The sequence below is a fragment of the Streptomyces sp. NPDC005775 genome (assembly GCF_042871565.1).
Lineage (GTDB): Bacteria > Actinomycetota > Actinomycetes > Streptomycetales > Streptomycetaceae > Streptomyces.
This window is the reverse complement of sequence record NZ_JBIAIU010000018.1, coordinates 139,048-163,943: the sequence shown is the minus strand read 5'-3', so window position 1 is coordinate 163,943 and position 24,896 is coordinate 139,048. Positions and strand designations below refer to the sequence as shown.

Here is a 24,896-nt window from a genome sequence, read left to right as displayed (position 1 = left end):
CACGGTTCACAGCTCTCCAAAGGTCAGCCGGGACACCCATTTGGTGTTGAGTACGCCGGGGGCTGCCGGGACGATGATCCGTGCCGGATATCCGTGATCGGGGGTCAGGTCCTCGCCGTTGACCTGGAGGGCCAGCAGGGAGCGCGCGTCGCGCACCTGGTTGTCGCGCAGGGCGACCCGGCGGAACGGCCCGCTGCGCTGAACGGACTCCACGAGCACGCCCGGCACCCCGTCCGGGTAGCCGGCGAGCGCGGCCAGGTCCTTCAGCCGTACCCCGCGCCACCACTGGTCCGAGGTGGACCAGCCCTCCACGCACGCGATCGGGAGCGCCGCGCTGTGCTGGTCCATCGCGAGGAGCTGGTCGCGGGTGAACCGGAGGTCTCCGGCCGGCCCGCTGACGGTGAGCCACCAGCCCTCCCCCGTGTCGGCGGCGGTGACGCCGACGGCGGCGGCCGTCTTGTTGATCTGGAAGCCATTCGGCCCTGAGCCCGGCTCGGCCGCGCCGTGCGGAGTGAGCACGGCGAGCCGCCGCAGCGGTCCGTCGAAGCTCCGCCCGGCCGAGGTGATCAGCAGGACCAGTGAGCCGGCACCGACCATGGCAAGCGCACCGCGGCGGGACAGCGTCGGCGGCGAGGGGGCCGGGGAATCCAGCCGGTCCCCCTGAACGGCCCCGCTCAGTCCTCCCGACCGCAGCACCCGTACGGCCTGCGGCACCCGGAGCCCCGCATGGGCGAGAAACGCGGCGAAGAACACCCACGCCCCGTAGAAGTGCAGGGGGTAGAAGGAGCCGGGGAACAGGTACTCCAGCTGGATGTTGAGCAGCCCCGTGACGAACTCGAACAACGCCCCGCCCACCAGCAGGAGCAGCGAGATCCGCTCCAGGGCGTGCCCGACGGATCGGGCCGGCGGCAGCGCGAAGAGCCGGGGGACCACGGACCAGAGCTTGGCCAGCAGGACCGGCACGAGCACGATCCCGAGGGTGACGTGGAGCCCCTGCGTCAGCCGGTACAGCCAGTGCGGCCCGGTCGGCCAGTCGAAGAGGTAGAAGCCCAGCAGCCCCTTGTCCGGAGTCTTGTCGTTGACCGGGTTCAGGTCCGGGTTGTACGCGGCGTACGACAACAGACCGGTCACGAACAGCACGGTGATCCCGACGAGCAGGACGAGGCCGAGCACCGCGGTGAACCGCATGCCGCGCACCGGGCTGCGCCAGAACCCGGGCGCGGAGGGGAGGCGTCCGAGAATCGTCGGCGCACGTCCGCCGAGCAGACGGGAAAGGAACGCGGGTGGGGTCGGACTCTGCCGACGGCTGTCGCCCATGCGCCGACGCTATGCCGGGGGTGGAGGTGTCGCGTGGTTGCGACTCCTGACGAAACGATGACGTCACCCCCTGGAGGCACGGTGCGGGGCGCCCCTCCCTCCCCCGCCCCCACCCGAATCTGACGGTTCGGTGACGCGCCCGCCCGCCACGCCCCCACCCCGTGGTGTCGTGCGTACGGTGCGTGCGTGAAGACCGTGGACCGCACCGAACAAGTCATCGAACCGCCTCCCACGCAACGCTCCGGGCACCGCCGGGACCTGGCAGCCGCGGGTGCGGGGGTCGTACTCGTCGCCGCAGCCGTGTTCGTCGGCCGGGCCTTCGACGACTACGGCCGCGTCCTCGTGGTCCACTGGCCGCCCCTGCTCGCGACCTGGAACCCGCATGTCGGGCCCGGCACCTGGCTCGCGCCCACCGTCGCCGCGGCCGTCATCGCCTACGGCCCCGTCCTCGCCGACCGGTGGCCCTGGCGCTCACTGCTCCTCAGCGGCTACGCCACCGCGCTCGCCTGGGTCTTCTCGCTCGCGCTGATCGACGGCTGGGAGCGGGGCATCGCCGAACGCATCACGACGAAACACGAGTACCTGCGGGTCATCGGCCGCTTCGACGACATCGGTGCCGCCCTGCGCGGCTTCAACGAACACATCCTGATCGGCCCGCCGGGCAACTGGCCCGCCCATGTCGCCGGGCACCCGCCGGGCGCCACGCTCACCTTCGTCCTGCTGGACCGCGTCGGGCTCGGCGGCGGCGCCTGGGCCGGGGTCTGGTGCATCGTGACGGGCGCCTCGGCGGCGGTGGCCCTCCTGGTCGCCCTGCGCGCCCTGACCGACGAGCACACCGCACGCCGCGCCGCCCCGTTCGTCGTCCTCGCCCCGGTCGCGATCTGGGCCGGCACCTCCGCCGACGGCTACTTCACCGCGGTGGCCGCGTGGTCCGTCGCGCTGCTGGCCCTGGCCGCCACCCGCACGGTCCGCAGCCCCGCGGCCGCCGCCCTGGGCGCCGGGCTCCTCTACGGACTGACCTGCTACCTCAGTTACGGTCTGACACTCATCGCGGTCCCGCTCCTTACCGTCCTCCTGCTCACCCGCACCGCCCGGCCGCTCCCCCTCTTCGCACTGGGGGCTCTGGTGGTGCCGGTGGCCTTCACCCTGGCGGGCTTCAACTGGTGGGAGGCGTACCACCTGCTCGTCGAGCGCTACTACCAGGGAGCCGGTGGGGTCCGCCCGTACTCCTACTGGGTCTGGGCCAATCTCGCCTGCACCGCGATCGCCGTCGGACCGGCGACGCTCGCGGGCCTGCGCCGGAGTACGGCGGGTGCTCCCGGCGCGGTACGCGCGCTGCGCACCGGGACGACCACTGCGCCGCAGCGGCTGGTCCTGCTCGCCTCGGCGGCGCTCCTGGCGCTGCTGGCGGCCGACCTGTCCGGGATGAGCAAGGCCGAGACGGAACGGATCTGGCAGCCGTTCATGCTCTGGCTGCTCCCCGCGGCGGCCCTCCTGCCCGCCCGTGGCCGGCGCGGCTGGCTGGCCGCGCAGGCGATCGTGGCCCTGGCGGTCAACCACCTGCTGTGGACCGGCTGGTGACCGGACTGCGATAGCCGCTGAGGCGCGCGGCCCCGCCCCGGAGCCGCGTGCTCGCCCCCGACAGGGCCACCGCAGGTGTGCGCGCTTCACTCGGCGGAGTGGAGTCCGCAGCCCGCAAAGAGCATTTCGGCCGCGCCACGCTCAGGTCTCGGGCGGGGCTGCCGAACGATGAGCGCATGTCACTGAACAGTGTGCGCTCGCTGGCCCGCCGCGTGGTTCCCACCCTGCTGGTCGCCCAGGTCGTTCTCTTCCCCCTTCAGCCCGCCTCCGCCGCCGCACACACGGCCCATCCGTGCCGGTCGCTCGCCGGCTGCGGTTCGGTCGTCGTCGCCCCCGTGTCCCAGGCCGCCCCGGACCACGGTGACTGCACCAGTCCGGAACCGGTCGTGTGTCAGATCCGCAGGGAGACGCCGACGGAGCGCGAGGTCGCCCGCGACCAGCGGATGCGCTATCACCAACTCCTCGAGGACATGGAGCGCGAGGAGTGTGCCATGCGCGAGGAAGGGCGCTCGGAGGAGGACATCGCCCGTGCTCTGGTCCGGATGCGCAACGACGCCAAGGACGTCGTCCGTGCCGGCATGACTCCGGAACAGGTCGCGGAACTGGAGGCGCGCAATCAGAAGAAGTACGGCAACCCGCTCGGCCCGACGGCTGACCAGCTCTACATGAAGTACGGCTCCTGGGAAAAGGTCGCCGAAGCCGCCACCCGTTCCAGCGCGGCCGTGGACCGCGAACTCGGTCTTGAGTTCCGCCACTGCCCCTGCGAAGTGCTCCAGGCAGCCTGATCAGCCGTCAGTCCGGGCCGTCTGTCCGCGCGGACGGGCGGCCCGGACTGGGCCGCGTCGGCGGGAGGTACGAGCCCCGACCCCGCCGCGCGGCTGTGCGCAGCGCCGCGACGACCGCCGTGAGCGGGGGGTTTCGCGGTCCCGGTGTCACGTGTCGCGGCGAACAGCCGCCCGAGGATCGTCGCTCGACGCCCTGCGGATCCCCGACGAGTCGCGGCGCCGCTCCGTTGGACGCGAAGCACGGACGACACCGCATCCAGCGCTTCGAAAGTTTCGAACTCGTCCGCCAAGCGGGATGGATCACCTCGCACCAACTCGGCCGTACGTCGCACTGAAATCCCTCTATCCAGGCAATTGGCCTGCAAAGAAAGCCACTCCAACACCCCCTCATCAAGACCGAAGCTTTCGAAATAAATGCCGAAACTATTGACAGCCGTCGGAGCCGGACCAAAGATCCGTGGTCAGGCCCGACCACCACCACCGTCCACCGCCGCGTGAGCCCAACCAGGCGGCCAGGCACTTGTGTTGGCGGATTTACGTGAGGGCCCGTCCGGCACCACTCGTACGTCACAGTCCCTGGAGGACACCGACATGAGCGCACCCGTGCCTACGCCGCGCAGACGCAGACCCGCCCGCTGCATGACCCTGCTCAGAAGCTCCTGGGTCATCGCCCTGGCCGCGGTCGGCGTGTTGCTGCTGCCCAACGCCGCCAGCGCCGACACCGTCATCAACTCGAACCAGACCGGCACCAACAACGGTTACTACTACTCGCACTGGAGCGACGGAGGCGGTTCGGTGTCGATGACACTGGGCTCCGGCGGCAACTACGGCTACCAGTGGAGCAACGTCGGTAACTTCGTCGGCGGCAAGGGCTGGAGCACCGGCGGACGCAAGTCCGTGAACTACTCGGGCAGTTTCAACCCGTCCGGCAACGCCTACCTCGCGCTCTACGGCTGGACCACCAATCCTCTGGTCGAGTACTACGTCGTCGAGAACTTCGGCACCTACCGCCCCACCGGCACCTTCAAGGGCACGGTCACCAGCGACGGCGGCACCTATGACATCTACGAGACGACCCGGGTGAACCAGCCCTCGATCGAGGGCACGAAGACCTTCAAGCAGTACTGGAGCGTCCGCCAGGCAAAGCGGACGGGCGGCACCATCACCACGGGCAACCACTTCGACGCCTGGGCGAGCCACGGCATGAGCATGGGCTCCTTCAACTACATGATCATGGCGACCGAGGGCTACCAGAGCAGCGGGAGCTCGAACATCACCGTCAGTGAAGGCGGTTCGGGCGGCGGCACGGGCGGCGGTACGGGCGGCGGCGGCTCCGGCGGCTGCACCGCGACCCTCTCCGCAGGCGACAAGTGGAGCGACCGCTACAACCTGAACGTCTCGGTCTCGGGCTCCAGCAACTGGACCGTCACCATGAAGGTCCCGTCACCCGAGAAGGTCCTGTCCACCTGGAACGTGAGTACCAGTTACCCGGACAGCCAGACCCTCGTGGCCAAGTCCAACGGCAGCGGAAACAACTGGGGAGCGACCATCCAGACCAACGGCACCTGGACCTGGCCCACGGTCAGCTGCAGCGCCGGCTGACCCCGCCCCACCGGGTCCGCGAGGACCCTCACCTTCCCAGCAGGCCGGCCATGCTCCTCGGCGTGGCCGGCTCCCGCCACCAGGAGGACCCCCATGCATCTCCTTCACCGCCGCCGCCCGGCCGCTCTGGCCGCCGGACTCCTTCTCACCGCGACGGCCTCCCTGGGCCTGACCGCCACCACCGCCGCCCCCGCGCAGGCCGCCACCTGCAACGGCTACGTGGGCCTCACGTTCGACGACGGCCCGTCCAACGACCACACCCCCGCCCTGCTCAACGCCCTCAAGCAGAACGGCCTGCGGGCCACCATGTTCAACGAGGGCCAGTTCGCCGCCTCTGCCCCGAGCCAGGTGCAGGCGCAGATCAACGCCGGCATGTGGGTCGGCAACCACAGCTACACACACCCGCACCTCATCCAGAAGAGCCAGGCCGAGATCGACTCGGAGATCTCCCGGACCCAGCAGGCCATCGCCAACGCCGGCGGAGGCACCCCGAAGCTGTTCCGGCCGCCGTACGGCGAGACCAACTCCACGCTCAAGGCGGTCGAGGCCAAGTACGGTCTGACGGAGGTGATCTGGGACGTCGACTCGCAGGACTGGAACGGCGCGAGCACCGACGCGATCGTGCAGGCCGTGGGACGGCTCACCAGCGGACAGGTCATCCTGATGCACGAGTGGCCGGCCAACACGCTCGCCGCGATCCCGCGGATCGCTCAGTCGCTCGCGTCCCGCGGCCTGTGCTCGGGCATGATCTCGCCGCAGACCGGGCGGGCCGTCGCGCCCGACGGCAGCGCGGGCGGCGGGACCGGTGGAGGCGGAGGCACCGGCGGCTGCACCGCGACGCTGTCCGCGGGGCAGCAGTGGGGCGACCGCTACAACCTCAGCGTCGCCGTCACCGGTTCCAGCAGCTGGACCGTCACCATGAACATCCCCTCCCCCCAGAAGGTCCTCTCGACCTGGAACATCAGCGCCGCCTACCCCAGCGCCCAGGTCCTCACCGCGAAGCCCAACGGCAGCGGAAACACCTGGGGGGTGACACTCCAGACCAACGGTTCGTGGACCTGGCCGACGGTGTCGTGCACCACGGGCTGACCACTTGAAGGGCACGGCACCGTTCGCCGGCACGGTTCTGCGGGCGAGGGGCGTGGGGCAGGGCGATTCGCCACCTGCTCCCACGCCCCGGTCGGGCTGCTTGCGCTCGGGCTCCCGTACGAAAACCGCGGCAGCCTCCCCGGTGCCTCGCGGGGCAGCCCTCAGCTCCGGCCGCTCCCCAGCCGGGCGGCGAACCGCGCGAACCAGGCCAGCATGTCGGGGTGGGTCACAGCGCCTTCCGCACTGACATCGCTGACGCGGGCGCCCTGGAGGATGCGTTTGACGGGGACCTCGAGCTTCTTGCCCGTCAGAGTGCGGGGCACGGCCTCGACGGGGACGACGGCGTCCGGGACGTGCCGGGGCGAGAGGCTCTGCCTGATCGCGCCGACGATCTCCTCGCGCAGTGCGTCGTCGAACGGCTCCCCCTCCTCGGGCACGACGAAGAGCGGCATGTAGTAGCGGCCGTCGGGAAGCTCGGCGCCGATGACGAGGCTGTCGGCGATGCGTGGCAGCCCCTCGACGACGGCGTAGAGATCGGCCGAGCCCATCCGTACGCCCATGCGGTTGAGCGTGGAGTCGGAACGTCCTGCCACCGCGACGGACAGGTCGGCATCGACGGTGACCCAGTCGCCGTGCCGCCATACGCCCGGATAGACGTCGAAATAGCTGCGCGTGTAGCGCTCCCGCCCGGGGTCGTCGACGAAGTACAGAGGCATCGACGGCAGCGGTGCTGTGACCACCAGCTCGCCCTGCTCCCCCACGCACGGCCTGCCCTCGGCGTCCCACGAGGCGAGGGCGACCCCCAGAGCCGGGCCGGAGAGCCGGCCCGTGCGCACCGGCAGCAGTGGGGAGCCGCCGGCCAGCACCGAGCAGATGTCGGTGCCGCCGCAGATCGACTGGAGCCGGGCATCGGGGCCGAGCCGGTCGCGGGCCCAGTCCCAGGTGCTGTCGGGCATCGCCGAACCGGTCTGCAGGATGGACCGCACCGCGGTGAGGTCCCTCTCGGCAGCCGGGGTGGCGCCGTCCTTCTCCGCAGCCATCAGGTAGGCGGCGCCGACACCGACGGTCGTGGCGCCGGTGCGTTCGGCGATCCGCCAGACCCCATTGACGTCGGGATGGGTGGGGCTGCCGTCGTACAGGACGAGCGTGCTCCCGTGCAGCAGGCCCGCGACCATGAGGTTCCACACCATCCAGCTGGTGGAGGTGTGGAAGAAGTAGCGGTCGTCCGCGCGCAGGTCGACGCCGAGCCCGAGCGCTTTGAGCAGTTCGACGACGATGCCGCCGTGACCGTGCACGATGCCCTTCGGTACGCCGGTGGTGCCCGACGACCACAGGATCCACAGCGGGTGGTCGAACGGGACGTCGGCGAAGACCGGCCGGGCCCGGCGGTCGGCGAGTTCGGTCCAGTCGTGCCGGGTCACGTCCGGCCGAGGCAACTGGTCCGGGGCGGCCCCGGACGCGTACAGGCGGTCGACGGAGACGAGGTGGCGGACCGTGGGCAGGCCGTCCATGATCTCCGCGATGTGCGGGCGCCGGTCGTGCTCCTTGCCCGCGTAGCGGTAGCCGTCCGCGGCCACCAGAACCGTCGGGCGCGCCTGGCGGAGCCGGGCGAGGACGCTCGGCGTGCCGAAATCGGGCGAGCAGACGGTCCAGGTGGCGCCGACGGCGGCCGTGGCGAGGAGGGCGACCACGGCCTGGGGGATGTTCGGCAGGTACCCGGCGACGCAGTCCCCGGGGCCCACTCCCATCTCGCGCAGGGAGGCGGCGACGCCGGCCACCTCCTCGTTGAGCCGGTCCCACGAGGTCTCCACCGGGTCGCCGGTCTCGGACACGGCGATGAGTGCGGGACGTGCGTCGGTGGTGTGGGCGAGGCACTGCCGCGCGAAGTTAAGACGCGCCCCGGTGAACCACGTCGCGCCCGGCATCGTCGCGTCGGCGAGCACCTCGTCGTGGTCGCTGACGTGGTGCAGGCCGTAGTAGCCCCACACGGCCGACCAGAAGCCCGGCAGGTCCTCGGTGCTCCACCGCCAGAGTTCCGGATAGCCGGCGAACGACAGGCCGCGCTCCGTCTCCAGCCACCGCAGGAAGTCCGCGATGTTGCTGGTCGGCGCGCTCATGCCGGGACCTCGGGATCCGGGGTCGCGCGACAGCCGAAGGCGTCGAGGAACTCCCGCGCCCGTGGCCAGTCCCCGTAGCCGGACGCGGGATTGAGGTGTCCGACGGCGCCGACGTCGACCAGGCGGCTGCCCCAGGCCCGGGCCAGTTCGGCGACCCGATCGAAGCGGGCCAGGGGATCGTTCGTGCTCGCCGCCACGACGCTGGGGAACGGCAGCGGGGCCCTGGGGACCGGCAGCCAGCCGTGCTCGCTCAGGGTTCCGGGTCCGGGATGGCCTTCGGGCAGCGGAGTGTCGAAGTCCGGCGGCGTCGCGAGCAGCGCGCCCCGCACCGGGCGGTGGTGGCGGGCCGCCCAGTGGACGGTGGTGAGCACTCCGGCGCTGTGCGCGACGAGTACCACCGGCCCGGCGATGCGGGACAGTACGCCGTCGAGGGTGGCGACCTGCGCGTCGCGGCTGAACCTGGCCTCCGTCAGGGGTGGCACGGTCACGGCCCCGGGGAGCCGGGCGGCGAGTGCCGTCTGCCAGTGGTCGGGGACGTGGTCGCGCAGGCCGGGCACGAGCACGACCGTGGGCGCGGGGACGGGGTTCATGTCGGAAGCTCCGTTTTCGTGAGGGGCGCGGCCTCGGCCGGGACCGGGACGAGACCCTTGGCGTAGTGACGTCCGCCGAGGGCGAAGGCCAGGCCCGCCACGACCGAGACGAGCGGGATCACCCGGAGCGCCGCGTCCAGACCCATGCGGTCGGCGAGCATGCCGGTCACCGCGGGGCCGGGTGCGAGGCCCAGCAGACTGTTGGCGAGGGTGAGCGTGGCCAGGGCGGTGGCCGCGACGGCGGCGGGGGTCAGGCTCATCACCATGGCGGCCGCGGGTCCGGCGGTGGCGTTGCACAGCAGTGTTCCCGCGCCGATGAGGACGAGTTGCGCGGCGCCGGGCGGTAGTTGGAACCCTCCTGCCAGCAGGACCACTGACCCGGTGCTGCAGATGACGGCGACGGACCACTTGAGGTGCGGGTTCCTGCGGCCGAGCCGGTCGCAGACCATGCCGCCGCCGACCATGCCGATCCCGGTGATGAGCGCGAAGACGCCGGCGGCGAGCCCGGCCTTGTCGGGTGGCATTCCGTAGTAGCGGTCCAGGTAGCTGGGCATCCAGGCCAGCAGCGCCATCGCGAGAAACATCTGGAGGCCGCTGCCCACGTAGGCACACAGCACGGAGACGGAGGAGAACAGCCGCGGCAACAGCTTCCGCACCGAGACCCCCGTGCCCGGCTCGGCTGCGGGCTCGGCCTCGGCGCCGGCGCCGGCGCCGGCGCGGGACAGTCTGCGCTCGGTCACGACGACGCCGTAGACCGCGGCAAGGGCCAGCCCGAACAGCCCCATGACGCCGAACGTCCACCGCCAGCCGAGGTGTTGGGCGATGACACCGCCGATCGACACGCCGAGTACGGATCCGAACGCACCGCCCGCGATGAACGCGCCGGAGAGCGTGGCCCGCATGGCCACCGGAAACACGCTCAGCACCACCGCGATGCCGACGCTCCCGTACGCCGCCTCCCCGACCCCGACCAGGAAGCGGCCCAGGAACATCTCGCCGTAGCTCGCGGAGACCGCGCAGCCCAGGGTCGCAAGGCTCCACACCACCGCCGACAGGACCAGGCACCTGACCCGGCCCCAGCGGTCGGCGAGCAGCGACAGGGGGAAGGTCAGCAGGCCGACCATCAGGGCGACGACGCCGCTCAGGGAGCCCAGAGCGGTGTCGGAGAGCGCCCATTCTGCCTTCAGCAACGGGAACACCGCGTTCAGGACCTGCCGCGACATGTAGTCGGACAGCAGCAGTCCGAAGCTGAGGGCGAACACCAGCCACGCGTAGCCGCGCGTCATGGGTTCAGCTGGTCCGGTCACCGGCGATCCCCGCTCGTTCCATTTTGCGGACGGCCGGCCAGTAGTCCTGGACGGCGTAGTGCTGGGTGGAGCGGTTGTCCCAGATGGCGACGCTGTTCGGGGTCCAGCGCCAGCGGACCTGGTACTCGGGCACCGCGGCCTGGCTGATCAGGTAGTTGAGGAGGAGGTTCGCGCCGGGGGCGTGGTCCTGGCCGAACCGCACGTTCTGCGGGGTGTGGTGGTTGACGAAGTGCGTGGTGAAGGCGTTGACGAAGAGGATCTTCTCGCCGGTCTCCGGGTGGGTGCGGACCACCGGGTGCTCGGGGTCCGGGTAGCGCGCTTTGAGTTGGTGGCGCTGTTCCATCGGCATGACGGCACCGAAGCTCGCCTCGATGCTGTGCCGGGCGCGCAGGTCCGCGATCTGGTCGCGGATGTGTTCGGGGAGCCTGCGGTAGGCCTCGGCCATGTCGACCCAGATCGTGTCGCCGCCCACCTCGGGTGTCTCGACGCAGCGCAGCACGGCGCCCATGGGAGGGCACTCGCGCCAGGTCGCGTCGCAGTGCAGGGCGTTCTCGTAGTGCTCGGGCTTGCTGTCGAGGTCCTTGTAGATACGGACGAGGCCCGGGTGGTCGGGATCGCTGCCGAGGACCGGGTGGTCCTCCAGCGGACCGAGGCGTGAGGCGAAGGCGACGTGCTCGGCGCGGGTCAGGTCCTGGTCGCGCAGGAACAGCACCTTGTGACGGAGCAGGAGTTGTTTGATCTCGGCGAAGAGGGCGTCATCGCGGGCGGCCTCACCGAGCTGGACGCCGTGCAGTTCGGCTCCGAGGGTGCAGGTCAGCGGTTCGGCGTGGATGCGGGTGCGGGCGGAGGTCTGCGTCATGTGCGCTCTCCCGGTGCGGCTCTGGGGAATCGGGGAACTCGGGGGAATCGGGAACTCGGAGGAATCAAGGAACGAGGACGGACGAGCCCATGGTGCGGCCCGCTTCCAGTGCGCGGTGCGCGGCCACGGCGTCGTCGAGTGCGTAGCGCTGGTTGATACGGATCCGGATCCGGCCGGCGGCGACATGGCCGAACACCTCACCGGCCAGCGCGTCCCGCTCCGAAGGATCGGCGATGTAGTCGGCCAGCGCCGGGCGGGTCACGAACAGGGAGCCGTGAAGGGCGAGCTTCATCGCGTCGAGGGGCGGCACGCCGGACGCCGTGCCGAAGCACACCAGGAGGCCGCGGCGGCGCAGCGAGGCCATGGAACCCGCGACGGTGTCCTTGCCGATGCTGTCGAGGACGAGCGGGACGCCGACCCCGTCGGTCAGCTCCCGCACGCGTGCGGCGACGTCCTCACGGCGGTACAGGATCGTGTGGTCGCAGCCGTGGGCGCGGGCGACTGCGGCCTTCTCCTCGGTGGAGACCGTGCCGATCACGGTGAGGCCGAGCAGCTTCGCCCACTGGCTGACGATGAGGCCGACGCCTCCCGCGGCGGCGTGCAGCAGAATCGTGTCGCCGGGGTTCAGCGGATGGATCCGGCGCAGCAGGTACGCGGCGGTGAGTCCGCGCATCGTCATCGCGGCGGCGGTCTCGCAGTCGATGCCGTCGGGCAGCCGGATCAACGGGGCTGCGGGCATGATGCGTTCGGTGCTGTACGCGCCGAGCGGGCTGCCGGTGTACGTGACGCGGTCGCCCTCGGCCACGCGGGTGACGCCCGCGCCGACCGCTTCGACGACACCGGCGCCCTCGACACCGAGACCGGCCGGCAGCGGGGCCGGGTACAGGCCGGTACGGAAGTAGGTGTCGGCGAAGTTGAGACCGACGGCCTCGTGCCGGACGCGCACCTCACCGGGGCCCGGGTCGCCGACGGTGACGTGTTCCCGGCGCAGGACGTCCGGGCCGCCGGTTTCGTGGAAGCGGATGGCGTGTGCCACGGGGTGCTCTCTTCGTTCGGTGGCGGTCAGCGAGTGCTTTCTGTGTTCGGCGGTGGTCAGCGGGCGGTGTCGCGGAGCATGAAGCCGCGCTGACCGGGACGCCGGTTGGGCACCATGCCGAGTCGGGCCAGTGTCCGGTCGGTGTCCTCGTAGTACTCACCGAGGTGGTAGATCTTCTTGGCCTCCGCGCCGCTCGCGACGTCGCGGCCGAGGCTGTCGGCGATCTCGACCATCTGCTCGACCTGGCGCACGGAGCTCATGGGCTCGCCCTTGCGGGCCCACAGGTTGTCCTCGTTGCCCACGCGGACGTGCACCCCCAGGGCGATGGCCACGGCGTTCATCGGGGCGACGGCGCGCATCGAGGACTCGATGGTGAGGACGGCACCGTCGGGCACGCGGCGGACGAACTCGATCAGGTCGGCGGGGTGACGTCCGGAGAAGCCGCCGCCGATCGCCACGTAGTTGAGCACCAGCGGGCCGGTGTACACGCCGCTGCGGATCAGTCGCTCGACGGTCTCCAGCTGCGCCAGGGTGGCCAGTTGGAAGTGCGGCTGGATGCCGTTGGCGCGCAGCCGCTCGAGGTGTTCGAGGTAGAAGTCGGGACCGGCCTCGACGACCATGTCCCGGTAGGCCTTGTAGAAGTCGGGCTTGGCGATGGAGGTGCCGGCCAGGTCGTCGTCCGACATGATCTCGACGATGTTCATCTGGCTGGTGTTGATGGCGATCGTCACCTGGTCGGGACGCGGGTCGAGTTCGGCCAGCAGGTGACGGGTGTCGTAGCTCAGCCACTTCGCCTCGGCGCCCTCGTCCTCGGGGGCGAACGAGATGGATCCTCCGATCTGCAGGACCATGTCCGGGACGGCCTCGCGCAGCCGTCCGACCAGCTCGTTGAACATGGACATGCGCTTGGAGCCGTGGCCGTCCAGTTCCCGTACGTGGATGTGGAGCACGGTGGCGCCGGCGTTGTAGCAGTCGACGGCCGCCTGCACGTGCTCGTCCATCGTGAGGGGCAGGTCGTCGGCGTCACCGGGGAGCCACTCCGGGCCGTAGGGAGCGGCCTGGATGACCAGCTTCTCCTGGTTCTCGGGCAGCAAGGAGTCATCGAGGAAGTGCATGGGGTCATCTCCTGATACGCGGATGCGGATGCGGGCTGATGCGCCGGTCGGACGCTCACAGCGCCGTGCGCACCAACTTCGTTGCACCACAGGAGAGTTGAGGTAGAGGCCCTCTGGGCTCCTGTGGTACGGCCACGTTAGGAGCGAGCTGCCTGCCGCGCTTTACCCGAGGTGACAGGAGACTTGTCAGTTGGGGACAGGGCCGTCGAGCGCCTTGCGGGTGCGCCACTCGCGGGCGCTGGTGCCGAACTGTTCGCGGAACCATCGGGAGAAGGCACTGGGAGCCGCGAAGCCGAGCAGGCCGGAGATCTCCGTCAGGGAACGGCGCGGGTTGGCCACCAGCTGTTCGGCGAGCTGTGCACGCGTGGCGTTGACGAGCCCGGAGAAGGTCTCGCCGGACGCGGCCAGATGCCGGTGGACCGTCCTGCGGTCGACGCCGAGACTGCTCGCGACCTGTTCCATGGAGCAGCGCCCGGTCGGCAGCAGCACCTCGATCAGCTCGCGCACCCGGTCCAGCTCGGTGGCGTCCGCCGTCACGGCGAGGGACTCGAAGTACTGGCGGGCATATCCGCGCAGCAGAGGGTCCGCCATCTTGTTCGGGGTGGCGAGCTCGTTGGCGTAGAGAACGATTCCGTTGAGTTCCCGGTTGAATTCCACCACGGGTCCGAAGTAGCGCCGGTGCGCGGCCGGGTCGCGGGGGACGCCGTGGGTGAAACACACGGACACCGGCTGCCAGCGGGGGCCGAGGAATGCCCGCAGGAACCCGATGTAGGTACCCGTGGCCAGCTCGACGGCCTGCCGGGCCTCGCGCACTTCGCCGAGTTCCAGACTCAGCTTGATGGTGGCGAACCCGTTGGCCTCGGTCAGCCGGCTGCGGAGCAGCTCGTTGTAGGTGCGCTCGTGGCGCACGAGGAGTGCGAGGGCGCTGCGCACATCGGGCTCCTCGCGCAGGACGAGGCTGATGGGACCGAGGTTCGAGAAGCGTCGGCGCTCCGCGAGGAGCAGGCCGAACTCCTCGCGACGGGCGGCCGAGGCGGAGAGTTCGAGGAGCTCGGTGACGGCGACGCCGGAGATCCACCGGTCCTGGACGGCGAGACCTACCGGGTCCAGGCCCACGCGCTTCATCAGCGCACGCGGATCGAGACCGAGGGACTGGCTGAGCTCTACGTAGCTGCTCAGCGCTGCGTTGCGGACCAGTGGTTTCATCGGCACTCCTGGGCTCTGTCCCCAACAGATAAGTCATCTGACCCACCAGGTCAAGCGCCGGCACACTCCGTGACCTAGCGTGGCACCGCCCCCGCGTTTCGCGACGGCCCTGCGTCCGGCCCCCGCAGCGTGGTGCGGGGTTACGTGGCGCCGCCGGCTCCCCCGGCGTGGCCGCGCCTGGGTCGCACCGCTCGGTGTGACCCCCTCCGCACCGCCCGCACCCGCCTCACCCCCCGACGACAAGGAAGCCGCATGACCGACCTGTTCGCACTCCTGGCCCGATCCGTCCGGTCCCACGCTGACAGGACGGCGGTGCGCCAGGGCGAGGACTCCCTCACGTACGCCCAACTCGACGACCTGACAGCCAGGTTCGCCGCACTCCTGCGGACCAAGGGCCTGCGAACGGGCGATCGCGTGGCGGTCGCCCTGCCCAACGTCGTCCAGTTCCCCGTGGTGTACTTCGGCATCCTGCGCGCCGGCGGCACGGTGGTGCCGGTCAATCCACTGCTGAAGTCGGGCGAGATGGTGTTCGTGCTCCGCGACTGCGGTGCCCGCCTCGTCGTGTCCTCCCCCTCCTGCGCCGAGGAGGCCGTTCCGGCGGCATCGCGGACCGGAGCGGAGTGTCTGGTCGCGGAGCCGGCAGCGTTCGCCACCCTACTGCGCTCGGTCGAGCCGATGGCCGGAGCGGCCGGAACTTCCGACGAGGACACCGCGGTGATCCTGTACACGTCCGGCACCACCGGGGTCCCGAAGGGCGCGGAGCTGACGCACCGCAACCTGGTGAGCAACGCCCTGACGGTGGCGCGGACGCTGCTGCGTCTGGGTTCGGACGACGTCCTCTTCGGCGGTCTGCCGCTGTTCCACGCGTTCGGGCAGACCTGCGCCATGAACGCCTCGATCGCGTCGGGTTCCTGCCTGTCGCTGCTGCCGCGCTTCCACCCGGCCGAGGCGCTGGAAACGCTCAGCCGGGACGGGGTGACGGTCTTCCTGGGGGTGCCCACGATGTACGGGGCCCTGCTCCGGAACGGTATGGATCGGCCCCTGCCCCGGCTGCGCCTCGCCGTCTCGGGCGGCTCCTCCCTGCCCGTCGAGCTGCTGCACGCCGCGGAGCGGGAGCTGGGCGTCACCGTGCTGGAGGGCTACGGCCTCTCCGAGACGTCCCCGGTGGCCTGCTTCAATCCGCCGGACCGCCCCCGCAAGCCGGGATCCATCGGGCTTCCCGTCCGCGGCGTCGAACTCCGGCTCGTCGCAGCCGTCGGCGGCGTGGCCGGCTCCGGCGAGATCGGCGAGCTGGCGATGCGGGGCGAGAACGTCATGAAGGGGTACTGGAACCGTCCGGACGCCACCGCCCAGGCTTCCCGGGACGGGTGGTTCCACACCGGGGATCTCGCCCGCGTGGACGAGGACGGCTACTACTTCGTCGTCGACCGCAAGAAGGACCTCGTCATACGCGGCGGCTACAACGTCTATCCGCGCGAGATCGAGGAGGTGCTGTACCGGCACCCGGACGTCGAGGAGGCGGCAGTGGTCGGTGTACCCGATCCGGATCTCGGTGAGGAGGTCGCCGCGGCGGTGGTCCTGCGCACGGGCGCCCTGACGACGACGGTCGAACTGCGCGACTACGTGAGACAGCGGGTGGCGGCGTACAAGTACCCCCGGATCGTCACCCTGGTCGATGCCCTGCCCAAGGGCGCGACCGGCAAGATCCTCAAGCGGGAGATCCGGATCGTTCCGCCGACCCGCTCGGGCACCTGACCGGCAGGGCTCACGACGTGGTGCATGAGACGTCCCCGGGGCCGGGGGGTGTCATCCCTGGCGCGGCCCACCGGCTTCCTGGGAGAACCGCCCCGCGCGTCCGCGCGCCGCGACCGAGCTGACGGATCTCCGCCATGCGGCCTACCCGCCAACACAAGACGGTGTCGGCCGCGTTGCTGTCGGGGGACATTCGTCGCAGCACCCGGACCACCCATTCACCGGGTGCGCGGAGGAGAGACATCCATGACCAGAGCATCCGCGAGACGGCGGGCCCGGCTACTCGCAGCCGGGCTGTCCCTCTCACTGCTGCCGGCCGGACAGGCCGTCGCAGCCGGGGCGATGGGTACGACGGCAGGCACCGATCGTGCCGCGTCGTCCGTGCACGCACCCACCACCGCGCGAACCGTCACCCTGATCACCGGGGACCGGGTGACGGTGACCGACCTCGGCGCAGGCCGGAAGTCGGTCGCCGTGGAGCGCCCCGCGGGCGCGACCGGAGCGGTGCGCAGTGAGATATCCGGCGGCCGGATCACCGTCGTGCCCGACGAGGCCCGGCCCTACCTGCGGGCGGGCGTCCTCGACGCCGAACTCTTCGACGTCACCGCTCTGATCGAGCAGGGCCTGGGCGACCCGTCCTCCGACGGCCTGCCGCTCATCGTGACGTACACGAAGAACGCCCGGAGCGCGCCGCCCCGCGGGGCCCGCCAGGTCCGCGTCCTGCCGAGCGTGGGCGGTGCGGCCCTGGAGGCGTCGGAGTCCGGGGAGTTCTGGCGCACGGTCGCGCCGGACGTCGGCTCCGCAGCCCTGAGAACCACCCCGGCACCCGCTCAACTGGCGGGCGGGGTCGGGAAGATCTGGCTTGACGCCCGCGTCGACACCGCGATGGAGGCCAGCAACGCCCAGATCGGCACCCCCGCGGCCTGGGAGGCCGGGCTGACCGGCAAGGGTGTCAAGGTCGCCGTCCTCGACACGGGCGTGGACCTGACCCATCCCGATCTCAAGGGCCGGGTGAGCGAGACCAGGAGCTTCATCGACGGCCAGGAGGTCGCCGACCGGAACGGCCATGGCACCCACGTCTCGTCCACCGTGGGTGGCAGTGGTGCGGCCTCCGACGGCAAGGAGCGGGGTGTCGCGCCCGACGCCACCCTCGCCGTCGGCAAGGTCCTCAGCGACCAGGGCTCCGGATCCGAGTCGCAGATCATCGCCGGCATGGAGTGGGCCGCCAAGGACGTCCACGCCAAGATCGTCTCCATGAGTCTCGGCTCGTCCCAGGGCAGCGACGGCACCGACCCGATGGCCCAGGCGGTGAACACCCTCTCCCAGGACACGGGCGCTCTGTTCGTCGTCGCGGCAGGCAACGCGGGCGCCCCCGGCACCATCGGCTCCCCGGGCGCCGCCGACTCCGCGCTGACGATCGGCGCGGTCGACTCCGCCGACCGGCGTGCGTCCTTCTCCAGCCAGGGCCCCCGCCAGGGCGACAACGCCCTGAAACCCGACCTGTCCGCGCCGGGCGTGGACATCGTCGCGGCGCGCTCGCAGCTCGTGAGCGGCAGCGGCCCCTACACCGTGATGAGCGGGACGTCCATGGCGACCCCGCACGTCGCGGGCGTGGCTGCGCTGCTCTCCGAGAAGCACCCCGACTGGGACGGACAGCAGCTCAAGGACGGGCTGATGAGCACGTCCGAGCAGATCAACGGCACGTCGTACGAGGTGGGTGCGGGCCGTGTCGACGTCCCGTCCGCCATCGACGCGCGGATCACCGCGACCGGCAGCGCCGACCTCGGCTTCGTCGGCTGGCCGTACGGGGAGAACAAGCCGGTCGCCAAGACGCTGACCTACACCAACTCCTCCGACCGGGCGGTCACCCTGGCCCTGACCGCCGAGGGCGCCCCCGCCGACGTGGTCACCCTCGCCGACTCCACCCTCACGGTCCCCGCGCACGGCACCGCTCGGACCACGGTCACCGGTGACGGCGCCGCCGCGTCCGTCGGCACGACCTCCGGACGGATCGTCGCCCGGGACGGCGACGCGGTGGTGGCGCACACGTCCTTCGGTATGACCAAGGAGAACGAGCGCTACACCCTCACCGTCCACGTGAAGGACCGTGACGGCGCCCCGACCGCCGCGTACGTGGCCGTCAAGCAGATGGCCGAGGGCACGTCGGTCATCCCGGCCCCGGTCGGTGACTCGGGCACGCTCGCACTGCGCCTGGAGCCCGGCTCGTACGACCTGTCCACTTTCCTCGACGTGCGCGGCGGCAAGGGCGGGGACTCCCTGGGCCTCGGTCTTCTCACCGAGCCCGAGGTCATCCTGGACCGTGACCGCGAAGTGACGCTCGACGGACGGACGTTGCGGGAGATCCGGGCGGACGTGGGCCGGCGGACCGAGACCCGTCAGCGGATCATGGAGTTCAACAGGTCCGCGAACGGCGAGTCCTTCGCACCGTCCGTACTGGTCCCGTCGAAATACGACAGCATCTTCGCCGCGCCGACCCGCAAGCCCGCCACGGGCACCTTCGAGTACCGGACCGTGTGGCGGCTCGGCAAGCCGCAGCTCGACGTCGAAGCGGGCGGCAGGCAGCTCGGCGAGGCCGTCGTCCAGCGCGGATCGGACCAGTTCACCGGGCGCGAGCGGATGCCTCTGGTGGACGCGGGCACCGGAAGCGCCGCCGACTATGCCGGCCAGTCGGTCAAGGGCAGGGCGGTCGTCGTGCGCCGCACCGACGCGGTCGGCCCCGGCGAACTGGCGCGGAACGCACAGGACGCGGGTGCCGCGGCCCTGTTCGTCACCGACGACGCTCCCGGGCGGCTGCTGGCCGGGTTCGGCGCGGCCGACGGGTCGACACGGCCGCTGTACATCGCGACGGTGAACGCCGCGGACGGGGCGCGGCTGATCGAGGCCGCTCGGCTCGACCGGGGCGTGGAACTGACCGGCACCGAGTTCACGCCGTACGTGTACGACCTCACCGAAGGACACCCGGGGGCGATCCCCGCCGACCTGACCTACCGGCCGGGCAGGAGCGAGCTGGCAGTCGTCACCAACACGTTCCACGCGCCGAAGGGGGCCGACGGCAGCGAGTTCCGTTACTCGGTCACCGACACCTTCCCCATGGGCATGGGCGTCCCGGAGAAGATCAAGCTTCCCGTGGAACGCACCGACTACATCAGCGCCGGACCCGAGCAGGGGTGGCACCAGTCCGTGACCAGCGGCCCGGGCGCCATCGAGGAACGTGAGGGCGTCGTGCACTTCCGCGGCGGCAAGCGCTCCGCGACCAACTGGTTCAAGCCGGTCTGGCACCCGTGGCTGGGCACCGGCCTCGGCTGGGGCCAGGAGCGCGCAGGCAACAACCTGCAGTTCAACACCCCGGGTTGGGGTGACTCGGGCCCCGACCACACCGGCTTCGGCGATGTGTGGCACGCGAGCTCGGTGAGCCAGTTCACCACCGTGTACGTGGACGGGGTGCAGGTCGACCGGAGGCTGGGCTCGGGGGCGTACGCCCGGAAGGTCAAGTCGACCGAGCAGGACTTCAGGGTCGTCACCGACACCACCCTCGACCCGGATGTCTGGCGCCTCGCCACGAAGGGCCACTCCGAATGGACCTTCAAGTCGGCCGCCACGCCGGCCGACCGGTGGACGTATCTGCCGATGCTCAACCTCGGATTCGACGTCGACACCGATCTGCACGGCGACGTGCGGGCCGGAAAGCGTCTGGATCTCGGGATCTTCTCCGAGTACGTCCAGGGCGCTGCGGACACCGGGAGGATCACCGGCTCCACGCTGGAGGTCTCCTTCGACGACGGCGGGACGTGGAAAACGGTCGAACTGGGCTCTGTGCGCGGCAAGTCCGCCTCCTGGGCCGGCTCGGTGCGAGTGCCGGACGACGCGCGGTACGTCTCCGTGCGGGCCTCGGCAACCGACGACCGGGGCGGTTCGGTCAGGCAGGAGATCGTCCGGGCGATGGGCGTGCGGAAGTAGCTGACGTCTGCGCTGCGGCACGTGAGGCCGTAACTGCGTCGCTGAGCGCGGTACCTGGCGAAGTCGCCGGGTGCCGCGCTCAGCGACGGTGCCGCGGGTCGGAAAGCACCACTCCTGATCCCTCAACGACCTGCGTCGGGGTCCGATCGCTCATGCCGTCAAGGTGACGACGGAACGCGGCTCGGTACCCCGGCCCGAGTGGATGACACCACCGGTGCCGGGAACTGGCGGCATCGTGTTCCCCGGCGGCCGGTTGCCTCCGGTACGCACCTGGGCCGGGGTATTAAGGTCGGCCTTCGGCCGCGGCGTGCGCGGCCGGGGGAACCAGGACTCGGTCCAGGAGAGGTGTTCGTGAACATCGTTGTGCAACGCGGTGCGATCGCCGCGGTGCAGGTGCTCGGCCTCGCTGTCTGGTTCTCCATGTCGGCGGTGGTTCCCAGCCTCCGGACGGACTGGGGGCTCACTGCCGGCGGTGCGGTGTGGCTGACGGCCTCGGTACAGATCGGTTTCGTCGCCGGGGCCGTGGCCTCGGCCGCCCTGAATCTGGCTGACCGCGTCGCGCCACAGCGTCTGCTCGCCGCCAGTGCCGCGGCAGCCGCCACCTGTACCGTGGTGCTGGCCCTGGTCGCCGACCAGCTCGCCGTCGCCATTCCGCTGCGCTTCTTGACCGGGATGTTCCTGGCCGGGGTCTACCCCACCGGCATGAAGCTCATGGTCTCGTGGGCCGGCAGTGCGGGACGGGGCAGGACCATGGGCGTCCTCATCGCCGCCCTCACCCTTGGCTCCACGCTTCCTCACCTGATCGCCGGGGTCGGGTCACTGCGCTGGCGCGATGTTCTGCTCGCCGCCGCGACGGCCGGCTTCGTGGGTGCCGTCATTGCCCTGCTCCTTGTCCGGCCCGGCCCATACGCGGCGAAGGCCGCACCTGCCCGCAACCCCAGGTACGCGCTGAACATGTTTACCGAGCGCGGGCCGCGACTGGCGAACCTCGGTTACTTCGGGCACATGTGGGAGCTCTACGCCCTGTGGACGTGGATCCCGACCTTCCTCCTGGCGACCTCTGCCTCGAAGGGGCTTCCGGGCTCCGTGGAGATCACGGTGTTCCTCACCATGGGACTCGGCGGAGCCGCCGGTTGCCTGCTCGGAGGATGGGGCGCGGACCGCTTCGGCCGCCCGCCCGCCGCCATGACGGCTCTTCTCCTCAGTGGTCTGTGCTGCCTGGCCTCCCCGTTCCTCTTCCATGCTTCCCCGCCGGCCCTGTTCGCCTTCTGCATGCTGTGGGGTGCGGCCGTGATCGCGGACTCGGGGGTGTTCTCGACATCGCTGAGCGAGGTCGCCGACCACCGCTACATCGGAACGGCCCTCACCGCCCAGACCGCGATCGGCTTCGCCCTGACGGTCATCACCATCCAGCTCACTCCCCTGCTGGCCGAGGCCGTCGGCTGGCGTTACGCCTTCCTCCTCCTGGCACCCGGCCCCCTGGCGGGTGCGCTGGCGATGCGGGCGTTCGGCCGGGAGGCCTCCGTCGCAGTTCCGCGGGGCGGCTCCTGAGGCCCGGCGGCAACCGGAAGACGCCCGCGGCCCCTGGTCCTGGCCCACTCCCTGGCCGCGATGATCCCGGCGTTCTACGTGTAGCCGCCTTGCCGACCAGCAGGTCGGCGGCTGGGGTGACGCCCTTGCAGACGCCGTCGGAAACGGTGCCCGAGCCGGCCACGGCCGAGGCGGCATGGGCGCCGTGACCGTTCCGTCCAGCACTTCTGCCGGGCACGGAGCTCTTGGTGCCGACGATGCTGCCCTTCGCGTCCGGATGCGCGGGGGCGATGCCGGAGTCGAGTGCCTCCGCCGTGTCACCCTTGCCGTCGAAGCCCTCGGCCCAGGCCTCGGGGCGCGCCGATCCGCGGCATCGAGTCCTTGAGCGAGACCTTGATCCGGCATGCGCCGCGGCCCCGCCCTCGAGGGGGGCCGCCACGCTCCCGTCGCTCACGCGCCGCAGAACTCGGCTTCGACGACTCGCTGTTCGTGTACGTTCCAGTCGCCGTTGAAGTTCACTGACAGGACGTGCCCGCCGTCGGTGGTTGCCACAGTCTGCGAGATGGACCCCTGGATGCCGCCGTTGTGGCCCCATACGACCGTGCCGCAGGACAGCTCCATCCTCATCAGGCCCAGGCCGTAGGAGACCGTCGGCATCTCCTGGATCGGCTCGGTCGTGGTCATCTCCGCCAACTGGCGCTCAGGGAGGAGCCGACCGGAGAGCAGGGCCTGGTAGAACCGATTGAGATCACGGGTGGTGGAGACCATCTCCCCGGCGGCCCCCGCGAGGGAGGGGTTGAGCTCGGTGACGTCGTACGTGGAGCTGTCGGGTTCTGCGGGCCCCGCCAGTTCACCGGTCAGCTTCGAGTAGGCGCGTCCACTGGGACCCGGCACGCCGGCCCGGGTGCCGGGCAGTGTGGTGGAGTCCAGATGCAAGGGGCGCAGGATTCGCCGCTCGATCTCGCGGGCGTACGAGTGACCGGTGGCTTTCTGGATCACCAGCGCGGCGAGGACGTAGTTGGTGTCGGAGTAGCTCCACCCGCTGCCGGGGTCAAAGGCCGGCTGGTGGGTCATGGCGAGGTGGACGATCTGCTGCGGCGTCCAGGTGTCGTAGCGGTGCTGGAGGAAGTCGGTGCTGAACTCCTTGCGTTTGAAGCCCGCGTCGTCGGTGTAGCTGTAGACGCCGCTGGTGTGGTTGAGGAGCTGGCGCAAAGTGATCTTCGTGCCGTCGTGGCCGTTCCCCCGCACCATGCCCGGCAGCCAGTGGTCCACGGTGTCGTCCAGACTCAGCCTGCCCTCGGCTTCGAGCTGGAGGACGACGGTGGCCACGAACGTCTTGGTGATCGACCCCACCCGGAACCGGTCACCGGCGCGCGGCTGTCGACCGGTCGCCAGATCGGCGGTGCCCGCACGGCCTGCCCAGGAGTCGCGCCCCCGCTGGGCGAGCGCGATCGCACCGGGCGGTCCGCCCCGGACCACCCCGTCCAAGGCCGCCTGCGTGGCCTGATGGCCGCCGCGCGCGGTCGATGCGTGACCGGTAGCACCCTGGGGGGCCGCTGCCGACGCGGGCATGATGAATCCCGCGGACATCACCGCCATCGCGACCGCCCCGACAGCAGCGACCCGCAACCTCGGCGCCCCCGGCCTGCCACCGGCCCTGCTCCTGGGCGAACGTGATCCGTCTGCTGCGGGTGCGTGCTCGTACACGAAAGGCTCCTGGAGGCCGGTGGCGACAACTTCTCTGCGGGCTCCCAGTATTTTCGGTCAGGGCCATCGCCCGGGATCCTGCCAGCCACCCGCTTGGAGGTGGGGCCAACCCCCTGTCGCGCATTCCTCGGAGCGATCACTTCCCAGCTGAACGCCGGGGGATCTGCGTGGGCGTCAGCAGGACAACGCGGCCTGACGGCCGATCTGTTACGCGGGCCGGCCACGCTTCGTGGGCGCTCACGCGGTCACCGCCTCCGGCGCGTGGTGCGCCCGGCGGTAGGCCGCCGGAGACAGGCCGACGTAGGTGTGGAACTGCTTGCGCAGCGCGACCGGGTCGCCGAAGCCGCAGGCGGTGGCGATGCGGGCGATGGGCAGGGCCGTGGACTCCAGCAGCAGGCGTGCGTGGGCCAGTCGGCGCTGGGACAGCCACTTGAGCGGGCTGATGCCCGCCTCCGCGCGGAAACGACGGGTGAAGGTGCGCACACTCATGTGGGCGTGAAGTGCCATGTCCTCCAGCGTGATCGGGTCGGCCAGCCGTTCCAGCGCCCACTGCCGGGTCTCCGACGTCGAACGGTCGGTGTCCTGAGGCACCAGGTGCTCGATGAACTGTGCCTGTCCGCCCTCGCGCCACGGCGCTGCGACGCACCGGCGTGCCGCGGCCGCCGCGACCGTCGCCCCGTGGTCCAGACGGACCAGGTGAAGGCACATGTCGATGCCGGCCGCGCCACCGGCGGACGTCAGGATGCGACCGTTGTCGATGAACAGCACATTCGGATCGACCTCGACGTCGGGGAACAGCCGCGCGAACGTGTCACACAGCGCCCAGTGAGTGGTGGCCCGCCGACCGTCGAGCAGCCCGGCCGCCGCGAGCAGGAAGGCCGAGGTGCACAGACTCACGATGCGGGTCCGCGGCCGGATCGAGTCCAGTACCGCGGCGAGGTCGCCCGGAAGCGTCCCTGTCGCGAGCAGGTCGGCAGTGGGCTCCAGGGTGGCGATCACGACCGTGTCCGCGGTCCGCAGCAGCGACTCGTCGTGGTCCAGGAGGAGTCGGAAGTCCTCGTGCGTACGGACCGGCAGCCCTCCGATCGAGAAGGTCCTCACCGAATAGAGGCGCGTCCCGTCCGGAGTGCACGCTTCGTTGAACACCCGGGCAGGGATGCCCAGATCCAGCGGCAGGACTCCGTCGAGAGCGAGAACGGCAACGTTGTGCGGCATGGCCGGAATGGTACGACAGGTGTCCCGCAGGCCACTCACCCGCCGCTGCGACAGCACGACAGAGTGGATCTCGCCGGGCCCGGCCCGACGTGAGAACACACGAAACAGAC

Annotated in this window: 17 protein-coding genes and 1 pseudogene; 7 read left to right on the top strand and 11 right to left on the bottom strand. The window is 70.9% G+C overall.

Features of this window, described 5'->3' with window-relative positions:
- Positions 1–6: 6 nt before the first annotated feature.
- On the bottom strand, positions 7–1,317 hold the full coding sequence (locus tag ACFYPA_RS33105) for a molybdopterin-dependent oxidoreductase (protein WP_389136057.1): 1,311 nt from the start codon (positions 1,315–1,317) through the stop codon (positions 7–9).
- 186 nt (positions 1,318–1,503) lie between these two features.
- Between ACFYPA_RS33105 and ACFYPA_RS33100 the strand changes: the two genes are divergently transcribed.
- The 4 genes from ACFYPA_RS33100 to ACFYPA_RS33085 all read left to right on the top strand — a co-directional run bounded on the left by ACFYPA_RS33100 (position 1,504) and on the right by ACFYPA_RS33085 (position 6,374).
- Positions 1,504–2,898, top strand: coding sequence for a hypothetical protein (locus ACFYPA_RS33100; RefSeq protein ID WP_359317272.1), 1,395 nt, complete (start codon positions 1,504–1,506; stop codon positions 2,896–2,898).
- Between the two features lie 176 nt (positions 2,899–3,074).
- Entirely contained in the window at positions 3,075–3,683 is a 609-nt protein-coding gene (locus tag ACFYPA_RS33095; protein ID WP_389136054.1) for a hypothetical protein, read from the top strand.
- A gap of 591 nt (positions 3,684–4,274) precedes the next feature.
- Positions 4,275–5,285 (top strand): glycoside hydrolase family 11 protein, encoded by a 1,011-nt coding sequence (locus ACFYPA_RS33090; protein ID WP_389136051.1) that lies wholly within the window; start codon positions 4,275–4,277, stop codon positions 5,283–5,285.
- 93 nt (positions 5,286–5,378) lie between these two features.
- Positions 5,379–6,374, top strand: a complete 996-nt coding sequence (locus ACFYPA_RS33085) for a polysaccharide deacetylase family protein (protein WP_359353647.1) — start codon at positions 5,379–5,381, stop codon at positions 6,372–6,374.
- Positions 6,375–6,535: 161 nt separating this feature from the next.
- Here the strand turns inward: ACFYPA_RS33085 and ACFYPA_RS33080 are convergent, their stop codons facing one another.
- The 7 genes from ACFYPA_RS33080 to ACFYPA_RS33050 all read right to left on the bottom strand — a co-directional run bounded on the left by ACFYPA_RS33080 (position 6,536) and on the right by ACFYPA_RS33050 (position 14,604).
- Positions 6,536–8,491: an acetoacetate--CoA ligase gene (locus ACFYPA_RS33080; protein WP_389136048.1), complete on the bottom strand. Its 1,956-nt coding sequence runs from the start codon at positions 8,489–8,491 to the stop codon at positions 6,536–6,538.
- Entirely contained in the window at positions 8,488–9,081 is a 594-nt protein-coding gene (locus ACFYPA_RS33075; protein ID WP_359085337.1) for an alpha/beta hydrolase, read from the bottom strand. The genes ACFYPA_RS33080 and ACFYPA_RS33075 overlap by 4 nt, the downstream gene beginning before the upstream one ends.
- Positions 9,078–10,388: an MFS transporter gene (locus ACFYPA_RS33070; RefSeq protein ID WP_389136045.1), complete on the bottom strand. Its 1,311-nt coding sequence runs from the start codon at positions 10,386–10,388 to the stop codon at positions 9,078–9,080. Before ACFYPA_RS33070 ends, ACFYPA_RS33075 begins: the two co-directional genes overlap by 4 nt.
- Positions 10,372–11,247 carry a TauD/TfdA family dioxygenase gene (locus tag ACFYPA_RS33065; protein WP_359085339.1) on the bottom strand — a complete coding sequence of 292 codons (876 nt, stop codon included), beginning with the start codon at positions 11,245–11,247 and terminating at the stop codon, positions 10,372–10,374. The genes ACFYPA_RS33070 and ACFYPA_RS33065 overlap by 17 nt, the downstream gene beginning before the upstream one ends.
- A 64-nt stretch (positions 11,248–11,311) precedes the next feature.
- Positions 11,312–12,283 carry a quinone oxidoreductase family protein gene (locus tag ACFYPA_RS33060; protein WP_389136042.1) on the bottom strand — a complete coding sequence of 324 codons (972 nt, stop codon included), beginning with the start codon at positions 12,281–12,283 and terminating at the stop codon, positions 11,312–11,314.
- A gap of 56 nt (positions 12,284–12,339) precedes the next feature.
- On the bottom strand, positions 12,340–13,398 hold the full coding sequence (locus tag ACFYPA_RS33055) for a 3-keto-5-aminohexanoate cleavage protein (RefSeq protein WP_359085341.1): 1,059 nt from the start codon (positions 13,396–13,398) through the stop codon (positions 12,340–12,342).
- A 186-nt stretch (positions 13,399–13,584) separates the two neighbouring features.
- Positions 13,585–14,604 (bottom strand): AraC family transcriptional regulator, encoded by a 1,020-nt coding sequence (locus tag ACFYPA_RS33050; protein WP_359085342.1) that lies wholly within the window; start codon positions 14,602–14,604, stop codon positions 13,585–13,587.
- Positions 14,605–14,856: 252 nt separating this feature from the next.
- Here ACFYPA_RS33050 and ACFYPA_RS33045 point away from each other — a divergent pair, with 252 nt between their 5' ends.
- From ACFYPA_RS33045 to ACFYPA_RS33035, 3 genes are all read left to right on the top strand, one after another.
- A complete protein-coding gene (locus ACFYPA_RS33045) occupies positions 14,857–16,359 on the top strand; it encodes a long-chain fatty acid--CoA ligase (RefSeq protein WP_359085343.1) in 1,503 nt (500 codons plus the stop codon).
- Between the two features lie 243 nt (positions 16,360–16,602).
- Positions 16,603–20,334, top strand: a complete 3,732-nt coding sequence (locus ACFYPA_RS33040) for a S8 family serine peptidase (protein WP_359085344.1) — start codon at positions 16,603–16,605, stop codon at positions 20,332–20,334.
- A 351-nt stretch (positions 20,335–20,685) separates the two neighbouring features.
- The gene (locus ACFYPA_RS33035) at positions 20,686–21,885 is read left to right on the top strand and encodes an MFS transporter (RefSeq protein ID WP_359085345.1); all 1,200 of its coding nucleotides are present in this window, start codon (positions 20,686–20,688) and stop codon (positions 21,883–21,885) included.
- 97 nt (positions 21,886–21,982) lie between these two features.
- Here the strand turns inward: ACFYPA_RS33035 and ACFYPA_RS33030 are convergent.
- The 3 genes and pseudogenes from ACFYPA_RS33030 to ACFYPA_RS33020 all read right to left on the bottom strand — a co-directional run.
- Positions 21,983–22,303 (bottom strand): annotated as a pseudogene (locus tag ACFYPA_RS33030) (S8 family serine peptidase); the annotation flags it as partial.
- A gap of 11 nt (positions 22,304–22,314) precedes the next feature.
- Entirely contained in the window at positions 22,315–23,436 is a 1,122-nt protein-coding gene (locus tag ACFYPA_RS33025) for a serine hydrolase domain-containing protein (RefSeq protein WP_359085346.1), read from the bottom strand.
- A 372-nt stretch (positions 23,437–23,808) separates the two neighbouring features.
- Positions 23,809–24,786 carry a helix-turn-helix domain-containing protein gene (locus tag ACFYPA_RS33020; RefSeq protein WP_359085347.1) on the bottom strand — a complete coding sequence of 326 codons (978 nt, stop codon included), beginning with the start codon at positions 24,784–24,786 and terminating at the stop codon, positions 23,809–23,811.
- Positions 24,787–24,896 lie beyond the last annotated feature (110 nt).

Bases quoted from the DNA above. Each gene is read 5' to 3' on its own strand.
- ACFYPA_RS33075 (WP_359085337.1), bottom strand. From the start codon at position 9,081: ATGAACCCCGTCCCCGCGCCCACGGTCGTGCTCGTGCCCGGCCTGCGC.
- ACFYPA_RS33020 (WP_359085347.1), bottom strand. From the start codon at position 24,786: ATGCCGCACAACGTTGCCGTTCTCGCTCTCGACGGAGTCCTGCCGCTG.
- ACFYPA_RS33080 (WP_389136048.1), bottom strand. From the start codon at position 8,491: ATGAGCGCGCCGACCAGCAACATCGCGGACTTCCTGCGGTGGCTGGAG.
- ACFYPA_RS33025 (WP_359085346.1), bottom strand. From the start codon at position 23,436: ATGCCCGCGTCGGCAGCGGCCCCCCAGGGTGCTACCGGTCACGCATCG.
- ACFYPA_RS33090 (WP_389136051.1), top strand. From the start codon at position 4,275: ATGAGCGCACCCGTGCCTACGCCGCGCAGACGCAGACCCGCCCGCTGC.
- ACFYPA_RS33040 (WP_359085344.1), top strand. From the start codon at position 16,603: ATGACCAGAGCATCCGCGAGACGGCGGGCCCGGCTACTCGCAGCCGGG.
- ACFYPA_RS33085 (WP_359353647.1), top strand. From the start codon at position 5,379: ATGCATCTCCTTCACCGCCGCCGCCCGGCCGCTCTGGCCGCCGGACTC.
- ACFYPA_RS33105 (WP_389136057.1), bottom strand. From the start codon at position 1,317: ATGGGCGACAGCCGTCGGCAGAGTCCGACCCCACCCGCGTTCCTTTCC.
- ACFYPA_RS33095 (WP_389136054.1), top strand. From the start codon at position 3,075: ATGTCACTGAACAGTGTGCGCTCGCTGGCCCGCCGCGTGGTTCCCACC.
- ACFYPA_RS33045 (WP_359085343.1), top strand. From the start codon at position 14,857: ATGACCGACCTGTTCGCACTCCTGGCCCGATCCGTCCGGTCCCACGCT.
- ACFYPA_RS33050 (WP_359085342.1), bottom strand. From the start codon at position 14,604: ATGAAACCACTGGTCCGCAACGCAGCGCTGAGCAGCTACGTAGAGCTC.
- ACFYPA_RS33055 (WP_359085341.1), bottom strand. From the start codon at position 13,398: ATGCACTTCCTCGATGACTCCTTGCTGCCCGAGAACCAGGAGAAGCTG.
- ACFYPA_RS33065 (WP_359085339.1), bottom strand. From the start codon at position 11,247: ATGACGCAGACCTCCGCCCGCACCCGCATCCACGCCGAACCGCTGACC.